Here is a 13,485-nt window from a genome sequence, read left to right as displayed (position 1 = left end):
GACCCGAAGCCGGACGGCAACCGTCACCGCATGCGCGCGGGGAGCAGCTTCTCCAGCGGGAAGTAGGGCAGGTAGAGCACGCCGGAGAGGTTGTGGCGGAACGTGATGCCCATGATCGCCTTGATCCCCCAGTGCATCGAGAACGCGCTGACCGCCCACAGCCGGGCGAGCCGCCGGTCGAGCAGCGCGAGCGGCGCGGCGAGCTCGAGGACGAGCGACCCGGCCGCCGACACCTTGAACAGGAACGTCTGGTCGTACAGCCGGATACCGAGCCCCGCGGCCTCGCTCCCGAGCAGCTCCTTGCGCAGGCCGTCGGCGGCGATCTGGCGACGCAGCACCTCGCCGTCGGCCCACCTCCAGCCGAGCGGGCCGGTGACCTTGGCGTAGCCGGCGAGGAAGTAGTTGACCGCCGTCACCGCCTGCATCCCCCGGACCGGGGCCGCGTACCGCCACGACGGCGCCGGCGCGGTCGAGACTGCCGGGCGGGGTCGAGCCGGGACCATCCGCTCGGGCAGCACACGCGCCGGGATCACCCGGGCAGGAAGGGCCCGGACCGACGGCGACGGAACCACCGACGCCGACCGTCGCGCCAGCAGGGCGTCCACGGAGACGGCGTCGGCCGAGGGCGTCGCGCCCAGCACGATCGTGTGCAGGACGAGGTTGTTGTCGCTGTGGAAGATCATCGACCACGAGTTGCGGTAGGACAGCGACCACGTGAGCAGGGCGGCGTGCAGCGGACCGGTGACCTTGTGCTTCACGCCGAGGGTGAAGGCGACGTCGCTGGCGATCGTCGCGTACATCAGCGCGTCGGCCACGGGGGCGGGCAGCGGCCGCTTGAGCACCTTGACCGGGCCGACCGGCTGGAACAGGCCCGGGTCGGTGCGGTGGATGCGGCGGAACATCTTGATCCGCCGACCGAGGTAGTAGGCCGTGTAGGCGCCGGTGGCGACGCGGTTGAGGGCGGGGCGGGCGGCCGAGGTCGCGGGCAGGATACGACTGTCGACGGCGGACGCGAGGCGGCGGGCGCCGTCGCGGATCCGGCTGAGCATGAGGGACTCCAGGTGGGCTGGGGTACGGGTGGGGATGCCCGGCGGTGGGTACGGGTCACCGGGCGGTGGGGACGAGCTCAGGGGCGCGACGGCCTCGTCAGATCATCGTGCGCGGGACCGGGACGTCGGCGAGGACGGTGCGGCGCCGGGGGGCCCGGTCGCCGGCGAAGAAGTCGTCGAACCGGTGCACCGACGTGACGACCTGGACGCGCTCGACGGCGGCGTCCTGCTCCGCCGACGACGCCGCGACCGAGGCCGCGACGAGCCGCGCGACCTCCTCGGCCCGCCCCTCGCGCACGCGCCGGTTGATCTGGCGGCGCACCTGGTTGAGCCCGCCGGTCCCGGCGTGGCCGAAGTGGAGGATCCGCTCGGTGCCGTCGTCGTCGATGCCGAGCAGGTGGTGGACGGTGCCGTTCCTCGTGCGTCGGACGGAGAACATCGGGTAGTAGGACAGGGGGAACCCGTCGACCTTCTCGTCGTCGGGCCGGTGGTTCTGCCGGATCGGCGCGGCCACGACCGCGGTGAGCGCGATCCCCGCGAGGTAGGTCAGGGTCTTCGCGCGCCCGCCCGCGGTCACGGGGGGCCTCGTCGTCGTGCTCATGTCGTCTCCTTCGTGCTGGTCATGACCACTCCTTCGTGCGGTAGCTGCTGCGTCCGGCGCGTCCGCGGGTCTCCGTGCGGCGCAGGTGGGTCAGGGCCGCGCGGGCGGCGTGGTAGCCGTTCATGCCGTGGACGCCGCCGCCGGGGGGCGTGGAGGCGGAGCACATGAACAGGCCGGACGCCCCGAGGCCGTAGGGGCGCAGCGTCGCCCGCGGCCGCAGGAGGAGCTGCGTGCCACCCATGGATCCCCCGACGACGTCGCCGCCCACGAGGTTGGGGTTCCACGCGGCGAGGTCCGCGGGCGCGGACTCGACGCGGCGGAGCACGCGGTCGCGGAAGCCGGGGGCGAAGCGCTCGAGCTGGGCGTCGATCCGGTCCCCCACGGGGGCGGTCGAGCCGTGCGGGGTGTGGGCGTAGGCGTAGAGGACCTGCTGCCCGGCGGGCGCGCGGCCGGGGTCGAGCGCGCTCTGCTGGGCGACGAGGACGTAGGGCCGCTCGGGGTGGCGGCCGCGGTGGACGTCGCGCTCGGCGGCCGCGATCTCGTCGAGGGTGCCGCCGAGGTGGACGGTGCCGGCGCGGCCCAGGCGGTCGTCGTTCCACGGCACGGGGCCGTCGAGGAGGTAGTCGACCTTGTGGGTGGCGGTGCCGTAGCGCCAGCGGCGCAGCCCGCGGGTCACGCCGGCGGGCAGCTCGTCGCCGGCGAGCTCGGCGACGGCGTGGGGGCCGAGATCGAGCAGGATGGCGTCGGCGGGCCGGACCTGGTCGAGGTCGGTGATCTCGGAGTCGGTGACGACCCGGCCGCCGTGGGCCTCGAGCTCGGCGACGAGCGCGGCCGAGATCGCGCGCGAGCCGCCGCGGGCCACCGGCCAGCCGGTCGCGTGCGCGGCGGCGCCGAAGAGCACGCCGAACGCCGCGGTCAGGGGGTGGGTCAGCGGCATGACGGAGTGCGCGGAGGTGCCGGCGAACAGGGCGCGCGCCCGCTCGTCGCGGAAGAGGGCCTTCGCCACGGCGGTCGCGGGCAGGGCGCCCCGGAGGCCGAGCCGGGCCAGGGCCACCGGCTCGCGCGGGACGCGCAGCAGCGGGCCGAGGAATCCCGCCGTCGTCGCCTCCCAGTCGGAGACGACCGGGGCGTAGAGGCGCTGCCAGGCCGCCCCGTCGCGCCCGAGGTCGGCGGCCGTGTAGCGCAGCGAGCGATACTGGACGGCGGCCGGGCCGTCGTCGAGCGGGTGGCCCACGGGGATGTCGGGCTGGACCCACTCGAGCCCGTGACGGCCGAGGTCGAGGGTGGCGAGGAACGGGCTCGCGATCCCGAACGGGTGGACGGCGGAGCCGAGGTCGACGGTCGTCCCCTCGCCGAGGACCGGGCCCGAGCGGGTGGCCCCGCCCGCCTCCGGCCCGGCCTCGTGGACGGTGACGGCCACGCCGGCGCGGGCGAGCGCGACGGCGGCGGCCAGGCCGTTGGGCCCCGACCCGACCACGGCGGCGGTCCGGCCGGCGACCAGGGGGTCGTGGCCGACCGCGAACGGCGAGCGGCTCATGCCGGCACCGCCTCGGCGAGCAGCGCGGTGGCGGCCTCGTCGTCGTCGGAGAGGAGCTCCGCCGGCGTCGCGACGCGGACGAGACGGCCGTCCTCGAGGCACCACACGACGTCGGAGGACGCCATGAGCTCGTGCCGGTGCGTGACCACGAGCGCGGTGCCGCGGTGGTCGGCGAGGACCCGGTCGACCACCTTGGAGTTCTCGGGGTCGAGGTGCGCCTCGGCCTCGTCGAGGACGAGGAGCGCGGGGCGGCCCAGGGCGGCGCGCGCGATGCTGATGCGCGCCTGCTGGCCGGCGGAGAGCTGGCCGCCGCCGGGGCCGACGTTCGTGTCCCAGCCGTCGGGCAGGGAGGCGACGAGCTCGTCGAGCCCGCACAGGCGGCTCACGCGCTCGAGCTCGGCCTCGTCGACCTTGGGGATCCGGTAGGTGACGTTGCGGCGGACGCTGCCCGAGAGCAGCGGCATGCTCGGCGAGGAGATGCCGATCGACCGGCGCACCGACCGCAGCGAGTGGGTGGCGACGTCCTGGCCGTCGATGCGCACCGTGCCCGAGTCGGGGTCGACGAGGCGGGCGATGACCGAGGTGAGCGTGGACTTGCCCGCCCCGTTGGGGCCGACGACGGCGACCCGCGTGCCGGGCTCGGCGCGCACCGTCACGTCCTGCAGGGCGGTGCCGAGGTGGACGGAGTCGACCTCGACGAGGCCGCGCTCGACCTCGATGTCCGGCGCGCCGGGCAGGACGGGCAGCGGCGGGATGTCGAGGAACCGGCGGACGGCGGCGCGGGCCACCGTGGCGCGGGAGGCGTACTCGGCGACCCGGCCGAGGTCGCGCAGGTAGCCGGCGAGCATGCCGGCCACGGACACGCCGGCGACGATCGTGCCGGGCGAGGCGCGGCCCGCGGTGACCTCGATGCCGCCGACGACGAGCGCAGCGGCGCTCGCGGCCACGGCGGTGCCCTCGGCGATGGCGCGCGCGGCGCCGGAGGCCCGGGCCTGGTCGACCATCGCGGCCGCGACCTTGTCGCTGTGCCGGCCCACGCGCTTGCTCTCGCGGCGCTCCTGGCCGGCGGCCTGGAGGACGGCGACCTGGGTGAGCCGCTCGGTGACCTCGCCGGTCAGGCGGGAGCGCCGGCGGCGCGAGACCTTGGCCGTCCGCATCATCCACGGCGTGATCGCGAGGGTGAGGAGGGCCCCGATCACCAGGACCGCCCCGACGGCGAGGCCGAGCGTGAGGTTCATCCACGCGACGGCCGCGATCGCGAGGACGATCGCGACGCCGGCGACGGTGAGGCGGGCGAGGCCGCGGCTCACCCACAGGCGCAGGGCCGAGAGGTCGCCGACGAACTTCATCAGCATGTCCCCGCGGCCGCGCCGGCCGAGCTCGCGGGCCGGGACACGGGTGAGGTGGCGGAAGAGGACCGCGCGGACCTCGGTGACGTAGTGCTGGCCGAGCTTCTCCGACTCCGTGCGCTCGGCGCCGCGCATCCAGGCGCTGATGAGCACGCAGGCGAGGAGGCCGAGGACGAGGACGGTGAGGCTCATGGCGCCGGCCCCCGCCGCGCCGCCCTGGCCGGTCGCGCTGCCGAGGAGGGTGTCGAAGCCGCGCTGGGTGAGCATCGCGACGCCGACCGCGGCGACTGCCTGGCCCACGCCGATGCCGATGAGCAGGACGAACCGGAGTCGGCGGCCGTGGCCGATCGGCTTCGGGGTCTCGGGGGCGGGGCTCGGGGCGGAGGTGCTCGGTGCGGCGGTGGCCGGCGCGTCGTCGGAGCTCGTCCGGGTGTCGACGATCGCGGTCCGCGTGTCGTCGTCGGAGGTCGTCCGCTCGTTCGCGGCCGAGGCCGCGGCCGACGCCGGTGCGCCGGGCCGCGCCCACACGTGAGGGAGGTCGTCGTGCTCCGCCGGGGTCGGCGCCGTGTGCGGGGTGGGGGCGCCCGTCGGGAGGGGAACCGAACGGGTCATGGTCAGACCGCCTTCGCGTCCTCGGCGATCGCCGCGAGACCCGGGACGTGACGGGTGCGGGCGGCGAGGGCGGCGTCGCGCACCTCGAGAGCGCGGTCCGCCTGCTCGAGCACCATCGTGTCGACCACGGGCAGCTCGCCGTCGAGGCGCTCGAGCTCGCGCATCGCGAGCGGGGACGCGGTGAGGACGCCGCTGACCGCGAGGAGCGGCAGGCCGGCGTCGGCGAGCCAGTCCACGCCCGCGACGGCACCGAGCGCGTCACGCGCGGCGAAGACGACGCCGTCGACCTGGTCGCGGAACAGCTCGTGCGTGATGAGCGCGGCCGTCTCCTCGTGGTACAGCCCGTCCGCCACCTCGATGACGTTGACGTCCGTGCGGTCGACGGCCAGCTGCGTGGTGAGGGTCCGGAAGATCTCGCGGATCGTCTCGTCGTCGAGCCCGAAGGTCGAGGGTGCGCCGGCGGCGGTGAAGTCGTAGACGACGTCGGCGCCGGAGTCCGTGAAGAGCCAGACGTCGCCGCCCGCGCCGGTCCCGGTCACCTTGGCGGCCCCGACCCGCAGGCCGGCGGCGCGCAGGCCGCGGACGAGCTCGGCGGCCGTCGTCGTCTTGCCGGCGTTCATCGAGGAGCCGACGACCGCGATCGTCGGTGCCCGGTGCGAGCTGAGCGGCGAGACCGGGGCGATGGCGGCGTCGCGCAGGTTGAGGCGGCGGCCCTCGGAGTCGGCCAGCAGACCGATCGGCTCGATCGCCGTCGCGGCACCCATGGCGGAGTGCGCGAGCTCGACCTGCGCGGCGATCCCGCCGGCGGCGGCCATGTGGCACGGCCCGATGTCCGCGGGGATCTCGGCGAGGAACTGGTCCGGGGCGTAGCGGCTGCCGTAGCAGAGCCCGACGACGTCGCCCGGGTAGAGCGTGGCGCGGCGGCCGGTCTGGAGCTCGATGCGCTTGTGCTGGCCGACCGCGGTGATGCGGGCGAGGACGACGTCGCCGATCCGCGGGGCCGTGGTCGGGTCGGTGATCAGCTGCGCGCCCCGGTCGAGGTCGATGCGGCGGGTCGTGTAGGCCCACTTCGCGGAGGCCACGAGGGCGCGGGCGTCGAGCTCGGAACGGGTCTCGGCCTGGGGAAGGTCGAACGTGGTCATGGTGACTCCTCGTGCGTCTGGGAAGGCCGCTGGGCCGTGCCGTCGATGTGTCGGTGTGCTGTCCGTGCCGCAGCACCCGATGTGTGCGACTGACCAGGACGCTAGAAAGCCCAGGTGAGCGCGACTCGTTACCGAGATGAGACCGTCCTCAGAACTCTCACGACGACGCTCACCCCGCCGCCCGACCCGCCGGTTTCCCGCCGAGTTCGCGGTTGGCCACTCCTCACCGAGACTGCGGTTCGTCGTCGTCGAGATTGCGGTTGGTGCACGTCGAGATTGCGGTGGGGAATCGCCCCCGACCGGTCGAGAGTGCGGCTCAGCGCCATCACGGCTGCCGTTCGTCGTCGTGCCCCCGCTCTCCGATCCATCCCGACACCCCGTGCCACCCACCTGCGGGCCTACCCACCTCGCTACCGTTGCCGACCATGGACGCGGGACACCCGGACGACGCAGCGACGCCCGACGACGAACCGGCAGGTCAGCCCTCCGGAACGACCACCATCGGGGGCTTCAGCGGATCCGACCGCGCGTGGGTGCTCGTCATCTTCGGCGGCGCCGGGGCGATCGTCGGCGCGCTGGTCCCCGTGCTCGCGGGCTGGGCGTCGAGCCTGCCGTGGATGCCGTTCCAGGGCCCGCTCGAGCTCCTCGGTTCGTTCGACCAGTCGTGGCTCGTGTGGGGGCGGCCGCTGCTGGGCCTCGTCGTCGGGCTGCTGATCGGCCTGGTCGTCGTCTCGCGCACCCCGGTGCTACGCGTCGGACCGGGCGAGATCGAGGTCGTCCGCGGGGGCGACGTCGAGCGTGTCATCGACCGCGACGACGTGGCCGCGACCTACCGCCGGGGCTCGCACCTCGTCATCGAGACCGCGCAGGGTCGGTCGCTGTTCGACGCCGAGGTCGAGGGCGACAAGGACCGGCACCGCGCGGTGCTCGTCGAGGCGGGCTACCCGTGGGAGGGCGCACGCGGGTAGTCGCCGCGGACGGAACGGCGCCCGTCACGTCCCGGCAGGACCGGACGCCGAGGTCTCCCGGACGACGAAGTCCATCAGGCGCTCCATGCTCCCGGTCCGTTCCAGCTCCGCTCGTTGACGCTCGGACCCGGTCCCGGCCTCGCGCAGGCGCGCGAGTCCGTCGGTGACACGTTCCTCGTCGCCGGTCTCGCGCAGGGCAGGCCGGAGCTCGTCGACGACGCCGTCCAGCACCTCCCACGCAGGTGCGGGCCGGGCGGTGCGCGGGTCGAGCAGATCGCCGGTCAGTCCGTGCCGGGCCGCCTGCCACTGCGCGAGCCGGATCACGGCCGCCGGAACCGCCGGCGCGGGCTCGCCGTCCGCCCAGCGTCGTGCCGCCGTCTCCACCATGGCGCGGGCGAACGCGGCCACGAGGACCGCCTCGGAGGCGCTCAGGCAGATGTCCGCGACACGGAGCTCCACCGTCGGGTGGTCCGCCGACGTCCGGGCGTCGAAGTAGACCATCCCGCGGTCCATGAGGACCCCCGTGCCGAGCATGGACGCCACGGTCTCCTCGTACGCGCGCGCCGAGCCGAACAGCTCGCTCGGTCCCGACGACGGCCACCGGTGCTGGACCTGCGACCGGTAGCTGCCGTACCCGGTGTCGAGCCCCTCCACGTAGGGGGAGTTCGCGCTCAGGGCGAGCAGCACGGGCAACCACACGCGGATCCGGTCGATCACGCCGACCGCCTCCTCGGCGTCGGCCACCCGCACGTGCACGTGGAGCCCGCACGTGAGGCTCTCGGTCGCGATCGGGCCGAAGCGCTCGGCGATCTCCCGGTAGCGCGGGGACGGCGTGGTCACGGGGACGACGGGTGTCGGGCAGACCGCGATCGCCGCGAGCCGGGCACCGACCTCCTGGGCTGCGTCGTCGGCGGCGCGCCGGAGGGAGTGGAGCTCGGACTCGACGGCGGAGAGCTCGATCGTCGGGTGCGTCTTGCTCTCGACCTGCTGCTGCTGGAGCTCGCTCTCGAGCAGTCCGACGACGCCTTCGCCAGCGTTCGCGCCCGAGCCTCGCTCCTCGGCGCGGGCGATCACCTCCGACGCCACCGGCAACGCACGACCGGTGCCGGCCTCGACGAGCAGAAGCTCTTCCTCAACTCCGACGGTTCGCATCCAACCAGCGTTGCAGCCCCGAGCCCGTCCCGCTGGTTCGGCCCCCGAGCGAGGCGTCGACGACGGGTGGTGCAGGCCGCACCTCCGCTCAGAGCAGGCCGGCGAGCACCTTCGCGTGGCTGTGCTCGGTGTCCTTCGCGGCGTAGACGAGGGTGACCGTGCGGTGCTCGTCGACCAGGTCCTCGAGATGACTCAGGGCGTCGGACCCGTCGAGCTCGGACTCGTAACGGCCGGCGAACTCCTCGTACCTGTCCGGGTCGTGGCCGAACCACTTCCGCAGGTCGGTCGACGGGGCGACGTCCTTGAGCCACTCGTCGATGCGAGCGTCCTCCTTCTTCACGCCGCGCGGCCAGATGCGGTCGACGAGCACGCGGTACCCGTCCGCCTCGGCCGCGTCGTCGTAGACACGCTTGATCCGGAGTCCCATCCGTTCCTCCTCGCCCACTCGCGCGGCGCCCGATCGGGTCGACGCCGACACCTCGAACATACGCCGAGGGGTTCGCCGGGGCGTGCCGAGCTCGCGGCCCGAGCCGCCCCGCCCGGAGCGTCGAGGCAGTGCCTAGCCGGCGCCGAGCAGGTGCCGAACCTGTGCCGGACATGAGGGAACGACGCCCTCGAGGCTGTCGCGCGCGCCGACCCGAGCCCTACGCTCGCGCCACCTGCGGTCCCCCCGGACAGCCCACGGGCTCTCGCGCACCCCTCGAAGGGCACCACCATGTCCGCACCCGACGCCATGCCCGCACGGCCCCCCCGACCACGCCGCCCGATCGTCCTCGTCCTCGTCGCGCTCGTCGCAGTGGCCGCGGTCGTCGCGGCGACCCTGGTCGCGGTGCGTCTCCTCGACGAGACGGACGGCGCGTCCACCGACCCAGTCGCCCCGGCCGCGAGCGGCGGAGACGCCACCGAGGCGGTGCACGTCGTCAAGCTCGAGCCAGCCGACGAGCCGGGCGAGAGCCCGTTCACCGAGACGGTCACCGCCCCGGAGATCGACACGAGCTCGCCCTTCGTCGACACGATCGTCGCGCGGACGGCCGAGCTGACCACGGGCGCGAGCACCACCCCGGGAACGAGCACCTCGACCGTCTCCGGAACGGCACCGGGCCTGTACGGCGGGTCGAGCGTGAGCGACGTCTGCGACCCGGAGTCGCTGGTCGCCTTCCTCGCCGACGACGACGAGAAGGCGGCTGCCTGGGCCGGCGTCCTCGACATCGACGCCGAGGCGATCCCCGAGTACGTCGACGGCCTGACCTCCGTGGTGCTGACCACCGACACGCTCGTCACCAACCACGGGTTCTCCGGCGGCGCCGCCACCCCGCACCAGGCGGTGCTGCAGGCGGGATCCGCCGTCATGGTCGACGACCGCGGCGCCCCCGCCGTGCGGTGCGAGTGCGGCAACCCGCTCGTGGCCCCCGACCTGCCGGGCCCGGTCGCGCAGGCCGAGACGGTCGGCGCCGCCTGGGACGGGCTCGCCCTCGACCGCGTCGTCAGCGTGACCCCGGCCGCCGACGCCGTCTCGGCCTTCACGGTCGCCAACCTCGACACCGGCGAGCTCGTCGAGCGCACGGTCGGCCCGCACTCCGGCGCAACGGTCTACCTCGCGACGTCCTCGACGCACGTCCAGGCGCAGTACGACCCGTCGGGCGCCCCCGCGTCCGGCACCATCCAGACCAGCCCCGACGGCGTGGAATGGAGCGTCGCCCTCGAGACCACACCCATGCTCGACGTCGCCGCCGGTGAGGGACTGGCCGTCGCCGTCGGGGTGAACGACCGGTACGGGGGCGCGATCCACACGTCCACGGACGGGCTGACCTGGGGACCGGCGATCGACGTCATCGACCCGCTGACCGCGGTCGCCTACGGGGACGGCACGTGGGTCGCCGTCGGGGACCGGTCGTTCGCCGAGGAGAGCGGCGAGGGCGACGGGTCGAGCGGCGCGATCTACCGCAGCGACGACGGCGAGACCTGGGAACGCGTCGCCACGACCGACCCGTACGAGAACCCCTTCATGGGCAGCTCGGGCGAGATGCGGTACCAGGGCATGAACTCGGTGGCCTACGGCGACGGACGCTGGATCGCCACGGCGACCGAGTGCCAGTTCCGGACCTGCATGCAGGTGCTCTTCACCAGCACGGACACGATCACGTGGACCCGGTCGGCGCTCGAGGACGACATCGTCCGCCTCGACCTCGCCCACGACGGGCAGCAGTGGGGCTTCGTCGGGGGCGAGCGCATCGCCGACCCGGCGAACAACGCCGAGTGGGACCTTCCCATCGGCTCGGCCGGTACGAGCCCCGACGGGACGACCTGGGCGATCGGCCCCACCCAGCCCGACCGCCTCGTGCTCACCGGTCTCAACCCGGGCGACGGCGAATGGCTGGCCGTCGACGACTACGTCGGCGCCAGCACGACCGACCCGCCGGCCGCGGGAGGCGTCTACCGCAGCTCCGACCTGCAGACCTGGGAGCAGATCGGCACGGCCGCCGAGTCGACGACGAGCGTCGCCCTGTTCCGCGCGGGCGCGTCCGGGCCCGTCGAGCCGGTCGAGGCGGTGGAACCGGTCGATCCGGCCGAGCCGGCCGAGCCGGGAGCGACCGAGGCGGAGGACCCCGAGGCTGCGGAGCCCGACCCCGCGGCCGGGCCCGCCGGGGCGGCGACCGTCCAGATCATGACCGGCGGCCTCGACCTCCTCGCCGACGACGGCACCACGCTCGTCTCCCTGCCCTACGCCGGGCCGGCCACCGCCGCGACCGACGCCCTGTCCGAGCTGTTCGGCCCCGGCGCCGAGGAGTTCGTCCCCGGCGACGGCTACTGCTCGGTCGACAGCACGATCACGACCTGGGCCGGTCTGCACCTCATCCGTCCCGGCACGGCGCCCGACGCGACCGAGTGGCGCGTCTACCTCACCGACCCCGCGGCACCGGCCGGCGCCGCGACGGTGACCGGCCCGACCGGCGTGGCCCTCGGGCACCCGATCAGCCCCGTGATCGCCGCCCACCCGCAGGCACCCACGTCCTCGGCCGTCCACGAGGGGACCGCGTACGACTACATCAACCTCGACGTGCTGACGGAGCAGACGGAGTGGGGCCCGGCCGAGATGAGTGTCTCGGTCGGCGCCGAGGACGGCGTGGTCACGTCGATCACCGCCCCGGTCCAGGTCGGCGCCGACTGCTGACCCGCGGTCGCCCCGGCACGTTCCGACCACCCGGTCCGCGCATCGGACCCGCTCCCCACGTCACGTCACCGCGTCATATCCTGGGGTCACCTCGGCGCGGGCCCCTGACCGCACCGCCACTCCCCCCCACAGACGAGAACGGCACCACACGGCCCGCACATCGATTCCAAATCATGGAAACGGGAATGGATCGGGCAGCACCGGGGTTCGACCGAGCAAGAACCGAGAGAGAACAGCACGCACCGGGCACGCCCTGGCCTGCCCGGACAGGAGCACGACCGGCACCGGACATGCCGGTCGCGACATCGAGAGAGGGTTTCCTTGACTGCAGACAACGCACCTGTCCCGCACGACCCGAGCATCGACACGCTCGGTCCGCTCCCGCAGGGCACCACGCCCACCGGAGCCAGCACGCGCGAGAACGGCGCGCCCGCCGTCAGCGACCGGAACTCGCTGAGCGTCGGCCCGAACGGTCCGCTCCTCCTGCACGACGTCAAGCTCGTCGAGTCGCTCGCCCGCTTCAACCGCGAGTCCGTCCCGGAGCGCCGCCCGCACGCCAAGGGCTCCGGCGCCTTCGGCCGGTTCGAGGTGACGAACGACGTCTCCGCGTACACCAAGGCCGCCGTCTTCCAGCCGGCCGCCAGCACCGAGATGCTCGCCCGCTTCTCCACCGTCGCCGGTGAGCTCGGCTCGCCCGACACGTGGCGCGACGTCCGCGGCTTCTCGCTGCGCTTCTACACGACCGAGGGCAACTACGACCTGGTCGGCAACAACACCCCGGTGTTCTTCGTCCGCGACCCGATGAAGTTCCCGCACTTCATCCACTCGCAGAAGCGCCTCCCCGACTCGGGCCTGCGCTCGAACGACATGCAGTGGGACTTCTGGACGCTCAACCCCGAGTCGGCCCACCAGGTCACCTACCTCATGGGCCAGCGCGGCCTGCCCCGCACGTGGCGCCACATGAACGGCTACGGCTCGCACACCTACCAGTGGGTCAACGAGGCCGGCGAGCGCTTCTGGGTGAAGTACCACTTCCACACCAACCAGGGCATGGAGTACCTGACCAACGCAGAGGCGGACGAGCTCGCCGGAACAGACGCCGAGCACCACCGCCGCGACCTGTTCGACGCGATCGCCCGCGGCGACCACCCGTCGTGGAAGCTCTCCGTCCAGGTCATGCCCTACGAGGACGCGAGGACCTACCGGTTCAACCCGTTCGACCTCACCAAGGTGTGGCCGCACGCCGACTACCCGCTCATCGAGGTCGGCACGATGACGCTGGACACGAACCCGGTCAACCACCACGCCCAGATCGAGCAGGCCGCGTTCGCCCCGTCGAACACCGTCCCGGGCATCGGCTTCAGCCCGGACAAGATGCTGCTCGGCCGGGTCTTCGCCTACGCCGACGCGCAGCGCTACCGGATCGGCCCGAACTACAACCAGCTGCCCGTCAACAAGCCGATCGTCGAGGTCAACAACTACGGGCAGGCGGGACCGATGGAGTACGAGCACAGCGGCGCGCAGCCGAACTACGTGCCCAACTCCTACGGCCGCGACTACTCCGACTACGAGGGGGTCGAGGACGAGGGCTGGGAGTCCGACGGCGAGATGGTCCGCCAGGCCTACACGCTCCGGGCGGACGACGACGACTTCGGCCAGCCGGGGACCCTGGTCCGCGAGGTCTGGGACGACGCCCAGCGCGCCGAGTACGTCGACCAGATCGCCGGCTCGCTGCTCGGCGGCGTGAGCGAGCCGGTGCGCGAGCGCGTCTTCCTCTACGTCAAGGCGGTCGACCAGGCCACCGGTCAGGCGATCGAGGACAAGGTCCGCGCGGGCAGCTGATCCGGCACCTCCCGAACCGCCCCTGAACGGCGGCACGCGCACGACGGCGCACCCCATCGCG

At 73.8% G+C, this 13,485-nt stretch carries 10 protein-coding genes; 3 read left to right on the top strand and 7 right to left on the bottom strand.

Translation table 11 applies throughout. The features are described 5' to 3' along the window. Window positions 1-23 precede the first annotated feature (23 nt). From ACPYO6_RS13775 to ACPYO6_RS13755, 5 genes are all read right to left on the bottom strand, one after another. On the bottom strand, window positions 24-1,049 hold the full coding sequence (locus ACPYO6_RS13775; protein WP_425715327.1) for a hypothetical protein: 1,026 nt from the start codon (window positions 1,047-1,049) through the stop codon (window positions 24-26). A 97-nt stretch (window positions 1,050-1,146) separates the two neighbouring features. Continuing rightward, window positions 1,147-1,650, bottom strand: coding sequence for a hypothetical protein (locus ACPYO6_RS13770; protein WP_425715326.1), 504 nt, complete (start codon window positions 1,648-1,650; stop codon window positions 1,147-1,149). Between the two features lie 19 nt (window positions 1,651-1,669). Then, window positions 1,670-3,187: a phytoene desaturase family protein gene (locus ACPYO6_RS13765; protein ID WP_425715325.1), complete on the bottom strand. Its 1,518-nt coding sequence runs from the start codon at window positions 3,185-3,187 to the stop codon at window positions 1,670-1,672. Continuing rightward, window positions 3,184-5,148, bottom strand: a complete 1,965-nt coding sequence (locus ACPYO6_RS13760; RefSeq protein ID WP_425715324.1) for an ABC transporter ATP-binding protein — start codon at window positions 5,146-5,148, stop codon at window positions 3,184-3,186. The genes ACPYO6_RS13765 and ACPYO6_RS13760 overlap by 4 nt, the downstream gene beginning before the upstream one ends. Window positions 5,149-5,150: 2 nt before the next feature. After that, entirely contained in the window at window positions 5,151-6,290 is a 1,140-nt protein-coding gene (locus tag ACPYO6_RS13755) for a DUF1611 domain-containing protein (RefSeq protein WP_425715323.1), read from the bottom strand. 425 nt (window positions 6,291-6,715) lie between these two features. Between ACPYO6_RS13755 and ACPYO6_RS13750 the strand changes: the two genes are divergently transcribed. Next, window positions 6,716-7,258, top strand: a complete 543-nt coding sequence (locus ACPYO6_RS13750) for a YqeB family protein (protein ID WP_425715322.1) — start codon at window positions 6,716-6,718, stop codon at window positions 7,256-7,258. A 24-nt stretch (window positions 7,259-7,282) separates the two neighbouring features. Here the strand turns inward: ACPYO6_RS13750 and ACPYO6_RS13745 are convergent, their stop codons facing one another. After that, window positions 7,283-8,410 (bottom strand): carboxylate-amine ligase, encoded by a 1,128-nt coding sequence (locus ACPYO6_RS13745; RefSeq protein WP_425715321.1) that lies wholly within the window; start codon window positions 8,408-8,410, stop codon window positions 7,283-7,285. Between the two features lie 88 nt (window positions 8,411-8,498). Next, the gene (locus ACPYO6_RS13740) at window positions 8,499-8,837 is read right to left on the bottom strand and encodes a DUF488 domain-containing protein (RefSeq protein ID WP_425715320.1); all 339 of its coding nucleotides are present in this window, start codon (window positions 8,835-8,837) and stop codon (window positions 8,499-8,501) included. 288 nt (window positions 8,838-9,125) lie between these two features. Here ACPYO6_RS13740 and ACPYO6_RS13735 point away from each other — a divergent pair, with 288 nt between their 5' ends. Both ACPYO6_RS13735 and ACPYO6_RS13730 read left to right on the top strand, forming a co-directional pair. Then, the gene (locus ACPYO6_RS13735; protein WP_425715319.1) at window positions 9,126-11,582 is read left to right on the top strand and encodes a DUF6777 domain-containing protein; all 2,457 of its coding nucleotides are present in this window, start codon (window positions 9,126-9,128) and stop codon (window positions 11,580-11,582) included. 360 nt (window positions 11,583-11,942) lie between these two features. Then, window positions 11,943-13,424, top strand: a complete 1,482-nt coding sequence (locus ACPYO6_RS13730; RefSeq protein ID WP_425715413.1) for a catalase — start codon at window positions 11,943-11,945, stop codon at window positions 13,422-13,424. Window positions 13,425-13,485 lie beyond the last annotated feature (61 nt).

It is taken from the genome of Georgenia sp. Z1344, from assembly GCF_049856295.1.
Lineage (GTDB): Bacteria > Actinomycetota > Actinomycetes > Actinomycetales > Actinomycetaceae > JB111.
The sequence above is the reverse complement of the archived record's forward strand: the minus strand, read 5'-3'. Positions and strand labels throughout refer to the sequence as shown.

Excerpts from the sequence above, each read along its gene's own strand:
- ACPYO6_RS13775 (WP_425715327.1), bottom strand. The coding sequence starts at position 1,049 with ATGCTCAGCCGGATCCGCGACGGCGCCCGCCGCCTCGCGTCCGCCGTC.
- ACPYO6_RS13770 (WP_425715326.1), bottom strand. The coding sequence starts at position 1,650 with ATGAGCACGACGACGAGGCCCCCCGTGACCGCGGGCGGGCGCGCGAAG.
- ACPYO6_RS13765 (WP_425715325.1), bottom strand. The coding sequence starts at position 3,187 with ATGAGCCGCTCGCCGTTCGCGGTCGGCCACGACCCCCTGGTCGCCGGC.
- ACPYO6_RS13760 (WP_425715324.1), bottom strand. The coding sequence starts at position 5,148 with ATGACCCGTTCGGTTCCCCTCCCGACGGGCGCCCCCACCCCGCACACG.
- ACPYO6_RS13755 (WP_425715323.1), bottom strand. The coding sequence starts at position 6,290 with ATGACCACGTTCGACCTTCCCCAGGCCGAGACCCGTTCCGAGCTCGAC.
- ACPYO6_RS13750 (WP_425715322.1), top strand. The coding sequence starts at position 6,716 with ATGGACGCGGGACACCCGGACGACGCAGCGACGCCCGACGACGAACCG.
- ACPYO6_RS13745 (WP_425715321.1), bottom strand. The coding sequence starts at position 8,410 with ATGCGAACCGTCGGAGTTGAGGAAGAGCTTCTGCTCGTCGAGGCCGGC.
- ACPYO6_RS13740 (WP_425715320.1), bottom strand. The coding sequence starts at position 8,837 with ATGGGACTCCGGATCAAGCGTGTCTACGACGACGCGGCCGAGGCGGAC.
- ACPYO6_RS13735 (WP_425715319.1), top strand. The coding sequence starts at position 9,126 with ATGTCCGCACCCGACGCCATGCCCGCACGGCCCCCCCGACCACGCCGC.